Source organism: Anaerolineales bacterium (assembly GCA_022866145.1).
Lineage (GTDB): Bacteria > Chloroflexota > Anaerolineae > Anaerolineales > E44-bin32 > PFL42.
Genome location: JALHUE010000428.1, coordinates 1 through 15849, shown reverse-complemented (window position 1 = coordinate 15849; position 15849 = coordinate 1). Strand labels below are relative to the sequence as shown.

At 66.2% G+C, this 15849-nt stretch carries 13 protein-coding genes and 1 tRNA gene; 6 read left to right on the top strand and 8 right to left on the bottom strand.

Going from position 1 to position 15849, the window contains the following annotated elements; all coding sequences use genetic code 11:
• The 5 genes from MUO23_12935 to MUO23_12915 form a co-directional block, all read right to left on the bottom strand.
• A partial coding sequence (locus tag MUO23_12935) for an aminotransferase class III-fold pyridoxal phosphate-dependent enzyme (protein MCJ7513857.1) occupies positions 1 to 527 on the bottom strand: 527 nt, incomplete at its 3' end.
• A gap of 139 nt (positions 528 to 666) precedes the next feature.
• Entirely contained in the window at positions 667 to 2046 is a 1380-nt protein-coding gene (locus tag MUO23_12930) for an aminotransferase class III-fold pyridoxal phosphate-dependent enzyme (protein ID MCJ7513856.1), read from the bottom strand.
• An 88-nt stretch (positions 2047 to 2134) separates the two neighbouring features.
• Entirely contained in the window at positions 2135 to 3340 is a 1206-nt protein-coding gene (locus tag MUO23_12925) for a saccharopine dehydrogenase NADP-binding domain-containing protein (GenBank protein MCJ7513855.1), read from the bottom strand.
• 21 nt (positions 3341 to 3361) lie between these two features.
• Positions 3362 to 4951, bottom strand: coding sequence for an APC family permease (locus MUO23_12920; protein ID MCJ7513854.1), 1590 nt, complete (start codon positions 4949 to 4951; stop codon positions 3362 to 3364).
• 166 nt (positions 4952 to 5117) lie between these two features.
• Positions 5118 to 5651 carry an Lrp/AsnC family transcriptional regulator gene (locus tag MUO23_12915; protein MCJ7513853.1) on the bottom strand — a complete coding sequence of 178 codons (534 nt, stop codon included), beginning with the start codon at positions 5649 to 5651 and terminating at the stop codon, positions 5118 to 5120.
• Between the two features lie 367 nt (positions 5652 to 6018).
• Here MUO23_12915 and MUO23_12910 point away from each other — a divergent pair, with 367 nt between their 5' ends.
• Positions 6019 to 6594, top strand: coding sequence for a methyltransferase domain-containing protein (locus MUO23_12910; GenBank protein MCJ7513852.1), 576 nt, complete (start codon positions 6019 to 6021; stop codon positions 6592 to 6594).
• 57 nt (positions 6595 to 6651) lie between these two features.
• Here MUO23_12910 and MUO23_12905 read toward each other — a convergent pair whose 3' ends face one another.
• Positions 6652 to 8277, bottom strand: coding sequence for a DUF4173 domain-containing protein (locus MUO23_12905; GenBank protein MCJ7513851.1), 1626 nt, complete (start codon positions 8275 to 8277; stop codon positions 6652 to 6654).
• 724 nt (positions 8278 to 9001) lie between these two features.
• Here MUO23_12905 and tpx point away from each other — a divergent pair.
• Together tpx and MUO23_12895 are read left to right on the top strand one after the other, a co-directional pair.
• Positions 9002 to 9523, top strand: coding sequence for a thiol peroxidase (gene tpx, locus MUO23_12900; GenBank protein MCJ7513850.1), 522 nt, complete (start codon positions 9002 to 9004; stop codon positions 9521 to 9523).
• Between the two features lie 171 nt (positions 9524 to 9694).
• Complete coding sequence (locus MUO23_12895) at positions 9695 to 9841, top strand: Flp family type IVb pilin (GenBank protein ID MCJ7513849.1); 147 nt, start codon at positions 9695 to 9697, stop codon at positions 9839 to 9841.
• Positions 9842 to 9943: 102 nt separating this feature from the next.
• On the opposite strand, the gene gcvT is transcribed toward MUO23_12895, so the two are convergent.
• Complete coding sequence (gcvT, locus tag MUO23_12890; protein MCJ7513848.1) at positions 9944 to 13072, bottom strand: glycine cleavage system aminomethyltransferase GcvT; 3129 nt, start codon at positions 13070 to 13072, stop codon at positions 9944 to 9946.
• Between the two features lie 302 nt (positions 13073 to 13374).
• Positions 13375 to 13448: transfer RNA gene (locus MUO23_12885), tRNA-Val, on the bottom strand.
• Positions 13449 to 13582: 134 nt separating this feature from the next.
• Here MUO23_12885 and MUO23_12880 point away from each other — a divergent pair.
• The 3 genes from MUO23_12880 to MUO23_12870 all read left to right on the top strand — a co-directional run.
• Positions 13583 to 14425: a MurR/RpiR family transcriptional regulator gene (locus tag MUO23_12880; protein MCJ7513847.1), complete on the top strand. Its 843-nt coding sequence runs from the start codon at positions 13583 to 13585 to the stop codon at positions 14423 to 14425.
• An 8-nt stretch (positions 14426 to 14433) separates the two neighbouring features.
• On the top strand, positions 14434 to 15132 hold the full coding sequence (locus tag MUO23_12875) for a class I SAM-dependent methyltransferase (protein ID MCJ7513846.1): 699 nt from the start codon (positions 14434 to 14436) through the stop codon (positions 15130 to 15132).
• 1 nt (position 15133) lies between these two features.
• The coding region (locus MUO23_12870) for a fumarylacetoacetate hydrolase family protein (protein MCJ7513845.1) at positions 15134 to 15849 on the top strand (716 nt) is incomplete at its 3' end.

Genomic DNA, 15849 nt, shown 5'->3' with positions numbered 1-15849 from the left:
CAGTGCACCACGCCGGGGATGCCGGGTTCGACCGGCGGCCGACGGTAATCGCCGCTGAGGGTGATGGCGCCATAGGTCGCGCCGTGGTACGAGACGTAGCGGGCGAAGATCTTGTGGCGGCCGGTGTACAGCCGGGCGAACTTGATGGCGTTCTCGTTGGCCTCAGCGCCGCCCAGCGTGAAGAACACCTTGTTCAAGTCGCCGGGGGTGACCTCGGCGATCCGCTGCGCCAGCCGGGCTTTGGGTTCATGGGCCGCACTGGGATGAGCGGCACACAGCTTGGCCGCCTGGGCCTGGATCGCTGCCACCACCTTGGGATGCTGATACCCGATGTTCAGATTCATCAATTGCGAAGAGAAGTCCAGGTAGCGCCTGCCGTTGGCGTCCCAGAAGGTGATTCCCTCACCGCCCGCCACCGCAATCGGATCGACGGCGTTCTGCGCCGACCACGAGAAGAAGGAGTACTGCTTGTTGAGGCGGACGATCTCCTCGGCGCTCAAAGGCGGGCGTTCAACCGAGTCGGACACGGAGACCTCCCCTACCGATTCATATCGGCGCCAGGCTGCCGACGGACTCATCGCCGCTGCCCGGCGAGCGCCGCCAGTGCGCCCTCCTCATGACTGCCGGCTGGCACTTTCTCCGGCAGCGCCTGGCGCCGGACGGCGTCTACAGCGTTTTGCTCACATCGGCCAGTGTGTCCGTCAGCCGGTTCAGCACCTCATCCAGGAGATCGTAGCCGATCACCAGCGGCGGCTCGATGCGCACCGTGTGGGAGCTGGTCAGCGTCCCGGCCACCAGCACGCCGCGCTTGAAGAGCCCGGCGGCGACCTTGTAGCCGATCTCGGGGTCCCGGAAATGCATGCCGATCAGCAGACCTTTGCCGGTGATGCCGTTGGCCCCGTAGTGCGGGTCGTAGATCTGTGGGTACTTCCCCGCCAGCTCGATCAGCTTGGGTATCAGGTATTCGCCCTTGGCTGCCGCCTGCTCCCACAGCCGATCGCGTAACACGACGTGGATCGAAGCGATGGCCGCGCTGCACGCCAGGGGATTCCCACCCGTCGTCGTGGTGTGAATGAACGGGTTAGGATGCATCATCACCTGCCAGATCTCCTCCGTCGAGCAGAAAGCGCTGACCGGCATCACCCCGCCGCCCAGCGCCTTGGCCACGCCCAGGATGTCGGGCACCACGCCCCAGTGGTCCAACCCCCACATCTTGCCGGTGCGCCCCAGGCCGGTCTGGACCTCGTCGGCGATCAGCAGCACGCCGTAGTGCCTGGTAAGCTCACGCACCCGCGGCCAGAAGTCATCCGGCGGCACGATGGCGCCGGCCTCGCCCTGGATGGGCTCCATCAGCACGGCGGCGATGTCGATCCCGACCTTCTGGCAGATGTCGAGCTGCTGTTCAACGGCATCGGCGCTGCCAAAGGGCACGTGGTAGACCGGGCCGCCGTACAGCACGCCGGGCGGCGAGCGATATTCCGCCTTGCCCATCATGCTCAACGAGCCCATCGTCTTCCCGTGGAAACCCTTGAGGGCGGCGATGAAGCCGCTCTTGCGGGTGTACATCTTGGCCAGCTTGATCGTGCCCTCCATGGCCTCCGTGCCGCTGGCGCAGAAGAAGCTGTAGCGGATATCGCCCGGGGTGATGTCGGCCATCAGGCGTGCCAATGCCCCGCGCAGCGGGTCGATGAGTTCCTGGCTCGGCATCGGCGTGCGCAGGGTGAGCTGCGCCCTGACCGCATCCACCACGTCGGGGTGTGACCAGCCATGGGCCAGCAGCCCGTAACCGCCCAGGCAGTCGATGTACTCGCGTCCGAGGATATCGTGGAACAGAGCGCCGGAGCCGGTCCACTCCGTGGCGGCCCAGTCTCCGGCCTCGGTCACAGACTTGCGGTAGTCCAGCCAACCCTTATTGAAGTAATCGGCGAAGTTGGCCTTGGACTCTTCGATGATCGCCTTGCCTTCCGTCTCCGAAAGGCTTGGCTTATGCAGGATCTCGATCCAGCGCGCGGAATACTTCAGGGCCTCATCCAGTGATTGAGGCATGGCTGCGCTCCTTCCCTCCTGAGCGAGGGCTGTGCCCGGTGCCGCTCCGAGCCTCCGGGCACGATTCCAGCGCCGGCGTACCGCCCGGCTACATCTCTCGGATGCCGAACGGGAAGTCGTACACCGGCATGCGCTCCAGGAACGGATCCGGGTCGAATGCCTCGGGACCCAACACGCCCTTCCCTGTCCATACGCCGCTCTGCAGAAGCTCCCAGGCGATCACCGGATTGACCGCCGTCTGCCAGACCACCGCCTGCACCCCGTACTTCCTCATGCAGGTCTCGTTGTCGGCCACCTGATAGAGGTACACTTGGCGCGGCTTGCCGTCCTTCTTGCCCTTGACCCAGGTCCCGGCGCAGGTCTTGCCGAACATCCTGTCCCCTAGATGCGCCGGATCGGGCAGGCAGGCGGCGACCACATCTCGGGGTGCGACCTGGACCTGCCCGACTTTGATCGGGCGCTTGTTATCCAGGTTGAGCATCTTGATCGTCTTCAAAACCCGGATGAAGTCCTCACCCAGCCCGTACTTGAAAGTGACCCGCTTGCACTTGACCCAGCGCGGCACGAGCAGGACTTCTTCGTGCTCGACATTGACGCAATCCTGGGGCCCGATTCCCTCGGGGAACTCGAAGACCTCCGGCTCGGAGAACGGCTCGGTGGTGAACCAGCCCCGATCCTTCTCCCAAATCACCGGCGGGTTCAGGCATTCCTCGATCGTCGTCCAGATCGAGAAGTTGGGAGCGAACTCGTAGCCTCGCACTTCGAGGTTGGCGCCGTCCCGGACGTTGACCTCGTCAATCTCGTCGAACAGGTGTTTCTCGGCGAAGCGGGCGAAGACGTCGGCCATGCCGGGTTCGACCCCCATGCCCAGCAGCGCCAGCAGGCCCTTCTTCTCCCACTTCTCGGCCCGCTCAAACTGGTAGTCCCCCAGCTTCACCCCCGGTTTCTCGAACGGCCGCTCCGGATGCGGCGTCGAGAGCGTCATGGCCATATCCATGTAGCTGCAGCCGTAGCGAAAGGCGGCGTCGAAGATCTGTTCATTGAACAGCGGCTCGACGGCGTTCATGATCAGGTCGACCTTGTGCTTCTTCGCCAGCTCGACGATCTGGCTGCGGTTGCCGGCGTCGATCCGCTCTACCGGGAACTTCTTTGGCTGGCGTAGTTTCGCCTTGACCTCCTGACAACGTTTGATATTGATGTCGCACAGCACGATCTTGTCGACCCAAGGCATGTCCTGGGCGATCACGGCGATTGACTCGCCGACGCCCCCCACACCGACCAGCAGGACTCTCATCCAGGCCTCCTTCTGCGCCGATCAAACGGCATCCGCGCCTTCCGACTCGTAGGGGTTGATATCCGGCACTCCGGGCTTGAGGTAACGGCGGATCGGGACGTAGAGCAGCGCCCCGATGACGATCGCCGCTAGCGCCAGCCACAGCGAGGTCAGCCCTTCCTCAGCCACCTGGGAATAGATCGCCAGCAGGATGATGAACGTCGGGCCGAGCGTTGCCAGGAACAGGCCGATGTACCCTCCCGGAACCCGCTGGCGCGGCCTATCGGGTTGGGTGAAGCGCAGCTTCCACAGCGCAGCGAACTCCGCCAGGATGACCAGCGTCTGCAGGAACACATCCACCACCACCAGAAAGGCGAAGGCACCAAGGGCGAAAACGCTGAAGATCACCCCGCAGAAGATGATCGCCACCCAGGGCGTGCCGTAGCGCGGGTGGACGTGGACCAGCCAGCGCGGCATCATGCCGTCCTCGGCCAGGGCGAAGGGCACTCGCGAGCCCCCCAGGCTGTTGCCGATGAACAGCCCGATCATGCTAAGCACGGCGGCCAGGGTGACCGTGACGCCCAGCACGCGCGGCCAGGGGCTGTCCGGGCCGGCCAGAACCTCCCCCAGCGCATGCCCGATGTCCGGAAACTCCCAGCCGACCGGGCTGGCCGGATCGATACCCCAGAGATCCATCTGCTCCGGCGTCACCCCGTAGTCTGCGAGCACAACTCCGACGCCTTCGCCGTCCTCGTACTCCTCGATTCCCCAAGCTTGATAGCGCCCGTCCGCTCCGGCGCCGCCGTACAGCCCGGCCACTGTGGGAGCGGCATACGTCAGGATGGCGGCCACCAGCACCAGCGCCATTGCCCGCGGGTACGTCTTGCGGGGATTGACGATCTCATCCCCGGCCGCCGTCGGCAGCTCCCAACCCATGTAGTTCCACATCACCACAAACAAGCCGACGCTGAAGGCCCCGATCAGCGACTCGCCCTCCGGCAGCAGCGGCAGCGAGATCGTCACCCCGCCGCGGATCCAGTTGATGAAGCCGACGATCGTCAGCAGCACCAGCGGCGCCAGCATCACAATCGTCATCCAGGCCGTGGTCAGCCCGGCCAGCCGGGCGCCGCGCACCTGCAGCCAGGTGACCAACCAGATCAGGATGGCGGCCACCACCCAGGACAGAAACGAGGCCGACAGCTCGACCCCGCCAAGGGTCATACCCACACGCAGCGCCGGGATGAAGAAACCCAGGTAGTACGCCGCCAGGACGGGATAGATGGCGACGTCCACCCACGACACCACCCAGTTCATCCAACCGGCGAGAAAACCGGCGAAGGCCCCAAAGGCCTGCTTGATCCAATGGTAGTACCCGCCCTCCACCGGCATCATCGAGTTCAGCTCGCGCACCATCAGCATGTTGGGGATGCTGAAGATGAGCGGCGTGATCACGATCAGCATCAGGGCCAGCCCTGGCCCCGACCAGCCGATCAGCGGCTCAATCCCGAAAGAGCCTCCACACACCGTGAAGTAGATCAGGCCGAACAGCGGCAGCAAGGTTAGCTCGCGCCGCAGTCGCTTGCGCTCCTGGCGGATTTCGACCGCCGCTGACGGGTCCGGCATCGCACTCATGACATTCTCCTCCTCGGTGGATCGATCGTGCCCCGGTCGGGCCGCTCGGTTAGCCGTTGGAGATCAGTTCGATCCTCGATGATCCTGGGCCTCCGCCCATGAGGTGCCGCATGTCCGGATGGGAACCCGGGCCTGGGGGGGAAGACCCGCCGGGCAGCCCAGTCGGCTAACGCCCAGGCTCGGATTCGGTCGCAGGCTCGCCGGCGTGGAGGCGCGGCCGGGCTGAGTCACCCGAGCAGGAGCCCTGCGGGACTCGCCATTGGTAGACATCCTTCAGGACAAGCGGAACCACCACCGTCGTGGTCTTGCGTACAGCCGGCAACCGACCGATGACATCGGTCACGAAGGCATACACCTCCTGGTTGTCGCGCCCGACCACCTGCACGCTGACGTCGCTTTCCCCCATCGAGCACCCGACGTAGGTCACGCACTCGAAGGTCGCCAGCTGCTGGGCAAGTTGCTGGATGCTCCCTGGCTCCACTTGGATGAAGACGTCCGCCACTATGGTGTAGCCCAGCCGGGATGGGATGGGCATGGCCACAATCCGGATCAGCCCGTGATCGAGCAACCGTTGCAGGCGATAGCGGGCCGTGCGCTCCGAGACGCCCAGCGCCCGCGCCAGCGCGGCCGAGGACATCCGCCCATCTTGCATCAACTGATCAATCAGTTGGACGTCGAGCGCGTCCAGGGAAGTCGGCATTCGGGGACCTACTCGCCGGCTGCCTTCAATCTAGCGGGGAATCCTGTCCGAGTCAACCAACAATCCGGGCTTGTTTGTTGTTTTCCTTCCTACTGGGACATTTCTTAGCCACTTCCGGCGACATGCTGCCAGGAGAAGTGCTATCCGCACGGGGCGCACAGCCAGCCTTCGGCCGTCCGCTCTCAGGCGCCCCGAAGCGGAACCACGCGCTCGGCAGCCGATATTGAATCGTCGGGTATCCCTCTCCCCGGAACCCAGCCATAGCCGAGGAGGATCGGCGTGATATCCTTGCCTTCACGCTCCGGGGATTCGCATCTGCACGCCGGTCGGCGACCAACCCTCCCACCGGGATGGGCGGGCACACACCGTGGCCAGACGCCGCTTCGATCACTTTGATATTCTTGCCCCCTGGTACGACCAGGCCGTGCAGGCCCCGGCCAGCGACACCCTGCAGGGGCTGATCGGCCCGGGGCCGAAGCGCGTGCTCGACGCCGGCGGCGGCACCGGCCGCATCAGCCTGGCGTTGCTGGCTCCAGGCCGGCAAATCGTCCTGGCCGACGCCTCGCTCAAGATGCTGCGCCACGCCAAGGCCCCGGACCAGCTGCGCCGGGTCGGTGCCGCCGCCGAACAGCTCCCCTTCCCCGACGACTGCTTCGACTGCGTGCTGATGGTCGATGCCCTGCATCACGTCCGCCACCAGGACCTGTCGCTGCGCGAGATGTGGCGCGTGGTTTCCCCAGGCGGGCGGCTGCTCGTGGAGGAGCCCGACATCGACCAGTTGGCGGTCAAGTTGATCGCAGCGGCGGAGAAGCTGGCCTTGATGCGCAGCCACTTCCTGCGCGGCGAAGAGGTGGCCGTACGACTCGATCGCCTTGGCGCACAAACGCGTGTGGAACGCCAGGATCACACGCTCTGGGTGATCGCCGACAAAGCCGATCGCTAGACCGCCCCCCTCGGCTCACCAGGGCGCGAACCGCTCTCCCCCCCGCCGATTCAGTCTCTAGTCCCAACCTGCAGAACCGCACCAATAGGGCCCCGATTCGATCCCGACGACGAACGGTCCGTTCTTCCACGTTCCCCAGGAGGTCGGCCGGACGACGTACGGCACGAGCTGCTCCTTCATCGTGTCCAGCGCCTGCAGCGCCTTGATTCGGGACAGGTGCGCCGAGGGCGACGGCTGGCGCGCCTGCCAGCGTCGAAGCAGCGTTCGTCGGCAGGACAACTCCGCCAGGAGGAGCTCCCGGTCGGGCTCCGGGGCGACCTGGGTCAGACCGACCAGGCCCGGCACGGCGTCATCGGTCAGATCGAGCAGGTAAGCGACATCGAGCTTCCCGGTCTGCTCGAAGCGCTGGCTGTTGCTTGCCACGATGAACGCATCCACGTCAACCGCCGCCAGGGTGAGGGCGAAGCCGGCTGCCCCCAGCAATGCCGCCGGCGCGAAGCGGCGCAGCCGGCCGGCGAGCAGCAGCACGATGAAGACCAGCAGCGCCAGGCCGATCCAGACGATGGCGACATGGGTGTAGGTTCGCAGTCGGGTGAACCCGTAGGCCGCCTCGTACAGCACCAGGCGCCTGTAGGCCGAAACCAGCACGATCCCCAGCAAGATCACCTGCAGCGCCGACAACAGGTTGAAGCTCCGCACCTGGCTGCGGGACGGCCGGCGGGTGACCTGGGCCAACAGGTAGATCAGCCCCAGGCTCAGGCCGGCGGTGAACACCAACTCGCCGAAGCCGCGTCGGGCATACTCGGCAAACGTGTACCCGGCGGCGTTGATGTTGGCCTCGCCGCCAAACAGATAGGCGAACTGGATGGCGACGAAGGCCACAAACAATAGGTCCATCAAGAACAGCACCACCATTGTCTCGGTGTACCCGAGGAAGGGTGAGACCAACGGCCGTTCTTCGCCGAGCAGGCTGCGGCCCCGGCGTCCTTGCAGGCCGACCGCCAGTGCCCCCAGGCAGACAACGCTCGTGACGAGCACCACCAGCCCCCTCGACAACAGGTCCAGCAACCGCTCCAGATCGAGCCAGACCAGCACCTCCTGCACATAGTCGGAGAACACGGCATCGGCCGACGCCAGCAATGCGATAAACACAGCCAGGATTGGGATGGCGAGCAGCAGGCCGCGCACGGTCGCGAAGAGCGGTTTGCGCCAGCCCTCCTCTTGGACACTTCGGTGCCAAGCGTCACTCATCACCGCCCACGGGCGGATGAGCATCAGGCAGGGTGTCAACAGGGCGCTGCGCAGCGCGTCCAGCCAGCCAAAGCGCAGCAAATCGCCTGGGAGCAAGGTGTCGACCCACATCGCCAGGGCGAACAGGGCGAGCAGCAGGCTCAGCGCCACCGTCAGTGGCTCTAGCCGCAGGGGGAAGACCAGCGCCAGAGCCAGCACCAGCGCCGGCCAGACTGCGCCCTGCCGGCTGAGGCGGGCGCCTTCCAGGCGAGCTGCGGCCAGCAGCCCGGCAATGCACAGCCCGACCCACAGCGGGACCGAGATCCCAGGCGCACGCCCGTCGAGCATCAGCTCGAAGGCCAGCCCGAGGCCCAGAGCGATCCCAACGGCCCAGCGGGCCGCGCGTAGACGGTACAGGGGTGCCGCCGTGTTCGACAGGTTTTCGGTCTGCATTCTTGCCTCCTTCTCCCCCGACCCGGCACCGCCCAAGGGCGCCTCACCAGGGGTGCGTCGGCAGTAGGCTACCCTGGAAAGCCCTGTCAAAGGCGTGCCGGAGCCTCGCAGGTCCCCTCAAAGCCTCTCACCGGGGCTGACAGAGTGGGTCAAGGGTTCGGTCCGACCGGTCCTCCCTGTCGAGACGGGATCGGTTGGCCTGCTGAACCATCTCCTCCTTTGCCTGGCGGGCCGCATGCCGCAAGGCGCTCGGTCAGCCAAAGCTCTCTTCGGGCAAGCGAGGCCCGGCCGGCGACCGCTGGAGACCCGTCCCCAGGCGTGGCTCTCAGTCCCCGTGGCAGGTGTGCCTTCCTTCAAGGAACTGGAAGAAGGACCCGAGCAGAGAGTGGGGTTCAGGTCGCCACGCTGCCCACTCGGCCTGGACATCCCCACTGGGCGCATGGTAATATCCGGCCGGAGAGAGACGATGGCCCAGAGAGCAAAGACCAACAAGGGCGGACGGAGGCGTCGCCGGGTGCGGACCCAGAGCCTGCTGTTCACGATCCTCGGCCTGATCATCGTCGCCTCCTTCGTGCTCAGCCTGATCAAGTAGTGCCACTGCCAGAACCCCCAAACCGGACCTGTCTGTAACTCCCAAATCTCAGTTCTATGGCGCCCGAGAGGCGGATCCGACACAGGCCAGGCCGTTGCAGCAAGACCGGAGTACTACCGTGGAGGCATGGAGATGACCGTCGACCGAAAGGGGATCGTCAAGTTCGAGGGTCAGGATCAGACCGTCGTCGGCCCGGACCTGAAGGCCGGCGACATTGCGCCGGACTTTGCGGCCACGACCCTGGAGTGGAAGAGCAGCCGCCCCCTGAAGGAGACCGCCGGGAAGGTGCGCATCCTGGCGGCGGTGCTCTCGCTCGAGACCTCGGTCTGTGACCGAGAGACCCGCGTGTTCAACCAGGAGGCCTCGGCGCTGGGGCCAGACGTGCATACCTTCATCCTGAGCACCGACCTGCCGTTCACCCAGGGGCGCTGGTGCGGCGCGGCCGGGATGGATCGAGTGACCACGTTGTCCGATCACGCCCAAGCGGACTTCGGTACCAAGTACGGCTGCCTGCTCAAAGAATCCCGCATCTTGCGCCGGGCGGTATTCGTCGTGGGTCGGGATGACAAGCTCGTTTACGCCGATTACATGCAAGCCCTCGGCGATGAACCCAAGTACGCCGAGGTCCTGGCTGCCGCGCGCCTTGCCCTATAGCCCGCGCGGTGTAGATCTCACCTCCCATGGTACAGATATCCTGTGCTTCTGAGAGCCTCTCGTAAGGTCCAGGCCGAACAACCTGTGCTATTCTACGAGCACATGGAAACCGCGCAGAAGGAAACCAGGCGCTTCAGACGCCAAACCCAAAACAGAAAGGTGGTGATTGCAATGTTGTTCGCACCGAAGGAGAAAGGCCAGGGTCTTGTTGAGTATGCGCTTATCCTCGTTCTGGTCGCTGTGGTCGTGATCGTAATCCTGGCGCTGCTCGGACCGGCCATCGGCAACGTGTTCAGCAATATCGTCACCAACATCTAGCCCCATGTGTCCGTTCGGGAGGGCGGCCTGCCTTCCCATAGCAGAAAGCCCCGCCTCGGCGGGGCTTCTTCTTTCTCGCTGCATGCTTGGGGACCGCGCCAGTTAGCGCGGGAATCTCGTCAACACGGTGGCGGCGCTCGGCACCGGCGCCCGCTGGCCCAGGCGCAGCGACCCCGGAGCCACCTCCGCCTCGCGGGAGGCGCTCTGGAAGATCCCAATGGGTGCGCCCTCGGCTGTGTGTTTGAGCTGGAGGTAAGCCTGTCCGGTCAGGAAGCCGTCGGCGTCGACGGCGCAGGACGTGACCACTCCGACCACCTTGCCCTTGCGATCGACAACGGGGTCGTGCAGATGCGCCATGCGCACGCCCTTCTCATCAAACCGGAACCGAACCACCTCGCCCGAGCGCTGCGATTCCTGCGCCAGGAAGGCGGCGCGGCCGATGAACCACGGCTTGTGGGGCTTGACATACGAGCCGAACCCCGCCTGTCCTACGCCCAGGTCTAGGTCGCCCCCCATCTCATGGCCATAGAGCGGCAGGCCCGCTTCGGTGCGCAGCGAATCGCGCGCCCCCAGCCCGACCGGCTTCATCCCGAGCGGCGTACCGGCCTGGATCAGCTGCTGCCATAGATCCGGGCTGCGATCCGGGTGCACGAACAGCTCGTAGGCCACTCGCTCGCCGGTGTACCCGGTGCGGCTGACGATCAGGTCGATACCGCCGAAGACCGCATGCATCACCCCCGCCCAGGGGAGCGCCTTCAGGCGGCGGGCGGCCGACTCGTCACAGCCCAGCGCCAGCAGGATCTCCCGGCTGCGCGGCCCCTGCAGGGCGATGTCGACCCGCATGGCGTTCCCCTGTTGCGGGTCGCGCAAATTGCGCAGAACGCAGCCGGTGCCAAAGGCGCGCGCCCACGGCCGGGCCGTGTCGACCCGGACGCTGGCCTGGCGGACTGCATTCAGCCAGGCCCAATCCTTGTCGTCATTGGCGGCATTCGCCACCACCAGATACGCCTGCTCATCGATGCGGTAGATCATCGCGTCGTCGATGACGTGGGCGCCGGGGTCGAGGAACTGCGTATACAGCGACTCTCCCACCGCCAGGGCGGCGACGTCATTGCCGACCACGCTGTCGAGGAAGGCGCAAGCCTGCGGGCCATCGGCCTGATAGACCCCCATGTGGCTGACGTCGAACAAGCCGGCTGCATTGCGCGTCGCCAGATGCTCTTCGACCACCGAGGTGTACCAGACCGGCATCTCCCACCCGGCAAAATCCACCATCTTGGCGCCGAGGCTCTTGTGCGCCGGATACAGGGCTGTGCGCCGCGGCGCAGCCGGCTCCTCCGGCGGTGACCACGTGAAGGCCGCCAGCGCTTTGCCTGTGCCGGAGACCGCACCCACAAACCACGGCTTGCGGGCGCCATCGTGGCGGGCGGTCGTCTTGGGCGCCTTGAGGCCGCCCTCGACGAGTTCGATCACCAGCGGCCCGGGGATACGCCGTTGTGGATCGGCGGGATCGATCACGACAAATCCATCCGAGACGGCCCGCAGCCAGGCCAGGGCTCGCGGCGCCTCAGACGCCGGCAGGCCCAGCATCCACGCTCCCTGCTCGCGGCGCATGGCAACTTCTACCGCCTTGCCGGAGGTATGCAAGTCGGCGGAGATCCAGGCGCCATCGGCCAGATCACCGGTGTCAACCGTTGTGCACCAACGCACGACGGCCTCCGCCAGATCGCCCCGCAGGCGCAAGGCGACATGTCCGGAGCCCGGCACCGGATCGTCCAGGTAATAGAAGTGCGGATACCCATGGCGAGTGGTCTCGACGTCGATACCGTGCGCCAAAGCCATCTCGCGCACACGGATCCGGGCTTGTTCCAGGAGGTCGAAATCTATCCGGGCCCGCAGCGTCATTCCTCGTTTCGCGGGCTGGGAGTACGGCTGGCACGCCTTGAGAACCTGAGCGATGAGACCGGCGAGGGCCTCGGTCTCCGGCACGGTGAATCCCCGCTGGGTGATCCAGGGGGTCCCCAGCCGGATCCCGCTGGGATTGGCGGCTGAAGTGTCGCCAGGGATGGTATTGCGGTTGACGACGATCCCGGCCAGATCGAGGATGCGGGCTGCCACATCACCGGACAGCGGCGTGCCGTCGGCGGCGCGCACCAAGCTGCAGTCGATGTTGGTCAGATGGGTGTTGGTGCCGCCGTAGGGAATGCGGACCCCTTCCCGCTGCAGGGCGGCAGTCAGGGCGATGCAGTTGGCGACGATCTGCTGCTGAAGGGCCCGGAAGGCCTCGGTGCGCGCCAGCTTGAAGGCCACCGCCTGGGCGGCGATGGTGTTGATGTGCGGCCCGCCCTGCTCACCCGGGAAAACTGCTCGATCAATCTTGCGCCCGAGATCCTTGCGGTGGGTGACGATCGCCGCCCCGCGCGGGCCGCACAGCGATTTGTGGGTGGTGAAGGTGACGACGTCGGCGATGCCGATTGGAGACAGACAGACCCCGGCCACGACCAGCCCGGCGACGTGGGCGATATCGGCCATCAGATACGCCCCGACGGAATCGGCGATCTGCCGAAAGCGCTTCCAGTCCACCGTCCACGGATAGGAGGAATAACCGGCGATCACGATCTTCGGCTGGGCTTCCTTGGCCAAGGCCTCGACCGCATCGTAGTCGATCTGCTCCGTGGCCGGATCGACGGAGTACGACACGGAGCGATAGAGTTTGCCTGAGCGGCTGGCGGGCGAGCCGTGCGTCAGGTGGCCGCCGTGCAGCAGGTTCATCCCCATCAGCGTGTCGCCAGGCTGCAGCAAGGCATGGAACACGGCGTTGTTCGCCGGTGCGCCCGAGAGGGCCTGCAGGTTGACATACAGCTCGTCGGCCTGGATGCCGTTGGCCGCGAATGCTTCGGCGCAGCGGCGGCGGGAGAGCGCTTCCACGATATCGGCATACTCCACGCCTTTGTAGTAGCGCGGGTCGGAGAAGCGGCGGTACTCGCCCAGGCGCAGCCCATAGTCCAGCAGCTGCGCTTCAGGCATTCTGCGCGTGGCCTCGTCCGGGTAGCCTTCGGCATAGATGTTCTGGTAGGCAGACGCCAATGCCTGGCGCACGGCTAGGGGTGCCGTGCTCTCCGACGGGATCAAGATCAAGCGCCGGAACTGGCGCTCACCCTCGAGGTCACACAAATACTGAACAACAGCATCGACATCGGCCAGCTCGCCGCGGAACAGGAAGTCGGACATGAGGGGACTCCGTCGCACCTGCGTGCGCCTTTGGGCCCGAGGAACGTGGGCAGTCGGTTGTCAGACAACATCATTCTACGACTCAGGCTGGCGCAGGGTCAAGCCGCGCCCCCGAGGACATGCTGTTCGACCCGCTGCGCAGTGCCGTCCCTCCCCATCGAACGCTTGAGTTGTCTGATCAGGCGGGAGTGCCCGGCTCGCACCCGAGGTCTCCATCCCAGGCATGGCCAGGCTCGGCACCCGGGCGTGGATCAACCTGCGGGCTAGCGAAAAGCACGGGGCGCTGCTGCCAGCGCCCCGGATGGGCGGAACAGGACTCGAACCTGCGACCCCTTCTGTGTAAGAGAAGTGCTCTAACCAGCTGAGCTATCCGCCCTGGGAGGCATTATAGCGGCGCCATCAGGCAGGGTCAACGCGCCTGCCCCGCCGATGATCGATTACCTGCAGCGTCCGGTTTTGCGCTGCCGAATGCCTATGCTATAGTCGGTCCCCGACCGGCTTGGGCGACCGATGGCTACGTACCAGGACCGCATCCGCGGCGTCGAGAGTGGGCTCTCCCCCAGCTACACCCGGCTGGCGGGCTTCCTGCTGGATTCGTATGTCAGGGCCGCCTTCCTGACCGCAACCGAGCTGGCGCATCAGCTCGACATCGACCCGGCGACGGTGGTGCGCTTCGCCCAGAAGCTGGGCTACCCCGGCTACCCCGAACTGCAGCGCGAGATCCGTCAGCGCGTGATGAATGAGTGGCTGGTCCTTGCGCCAGACGAGGCGGTCCAGGCGAAATCGCCGGGGCAGGCCGCCCTGGCCGAGCTCGCCCAGGCCATTGAGCTGACGCGGCGCACCTTCCCCGTTGAGCAGGCTGAAAAGCTGATCCAAGCTCTCGACGAATGCGAGCGCGTGCTGCTGTTGGCGGATGGTCCGGCCCGCTTCTGCGCCCTGGCGCTGGCCGCCCGCCTGGAGGCCAGCGGCTACGCCGTACGACTGGCGGACGGGTCGGTGGCCGAGCTGGCCGAGGCGGTCTCCTCCGGCCGGCGCAAGGAACTGGCCCTGGCGCTGGAGGCAACCGCCGACACTCCATACATCGAGCGCGCCCTGCTGCAGGCTCGCCGGCGCGGCATGCGCACTGCGGCCTTGGTGGCGGCGCCTTCCTGCCCGGCGGCGCGCCCCGCCGAGATCGTGCTGGCGGCCTATGCCAATCCTGCAGTCGACATCCGGCAGGCCTCGCTGGAGGCCCTGGTATTCGCCGTGCTGCGAGCCCTGAAGGCCGCCCGCCCTGGGCGGTTCGACGCCGCCTCGGAGCGAGTGGCCCAGATGATCCAGCAGTTGGTGGGCGAACCCGCCGGCCGGGCGTAGACCCGGCGATGCTGATCCTGCTCACCTTGTTCGCCCTGCTCCTGGCTGCGCTGGCGATCTGGGAGTTGGTCGTGTGCGAAGGAGCACATCTCGGCCCGCGGGTCGTGATTCCTTTGTACGACCTGACGGCCCAGCGCTATGACTCAATCAAGCAGTTCGACTGGGATTGGGAACGCCGCTTCCTCGGAGAGCCGCTCCAGGCGATCACCGGGGAGCTGCTCGACCCGCTGATCCTGGATGTCGGCGCCGGCACAGGGCGCACGGCGCGGGCCCTGGCCCACGGAGTCGGGTTCGCCGGTCAGGTGGTTTGCCTCGAGCCCAGCCGGCGCATGCTGTCTCTCGGACGACAAGCCGCCCCCGTCCCCTGGGCGAGCTGGCTGCGCGGCCTGGCCTGCCCGCTTCCGTTCCTGGCCGATGTGTTCGATGCCGTCGTCATGCTTGAGCTGCTCGAGTTCACCCCTTCCGCCGCCGAGAGCCTGAGAGAGCTGCAGCGTGTCCTGCGGCCCGGAGGCTGGATGCTGGTGAGCAATCGCGTCGGGCGGCATGGGCGGTGGATCACCGGGCGGAACCGGCCATCGGCGGCCTTCGCCCAATTCCTGTCACGGCTCGGCTGGCAGGATGTCGAAACTTATCCCTGGCAGGTCGAGTATGATCTGGTCTGGGCGCGCAAGCCCTGGCTCGACGAGGCGCGCCCCATGGAGACCTAGGATGCAGATCGTCCGCTGGCAGCCGGAGGAGGCAGGCGAACCGGCCTGGGGATGGGTGGACGGCGGACGAATCGGCCGTTTGGAGGGCTCGCCCTTCGAGGCATACCGCCGCAAGCCGGCGACGATCGCCCTCGACGGCGCCCACCTGCTGGCGCCCGTGCGGCCCGGCAAGATCATCTGTGTTGCCCGCAACTACCCGCTGCACGCCGCCGAACACGAGGCTGAAGTCCCTGCCTGGCCGCTGCTGTTCTTCAAACCACCCACCGCCGTGATCGGCCCGGGGCAGGCCATCCGCCTGCCGCCGCAGTCGCGCCAGGTCGAACATGAGGCCGAGCTGGCAGTCGTGGTCGGCGCACCCGGCCGCTGGATCTCGCCGCAGGATGCCCCCCGCCACGTCCTGGGCTACTGCGCGGCCAACGATGTCACCGCCCGGGACCTGCAAAACCGGGATGGGCAGTGGACGCGCGGCAAGGGCTTCGACACCTTCTGCCCGGTCGGCCCGTGGATCGAGACCAACCTCGATCCAGCAGATGCACTGATCACCTGCGCCGTCAACGGCCAGATGCGGCAGATGGGTTCCACCCGCGATATGGTCTTCTCGATCCCTCAGCTGCTGGCGTTCATCTCCTCGGTGATGACCCTCGAGGCGGGGGATCTGATTCTGACGGGCACCCCGGCCGGCGTCGGGCCTTTGCAGCCGGGGGATGAAGTGGTTGT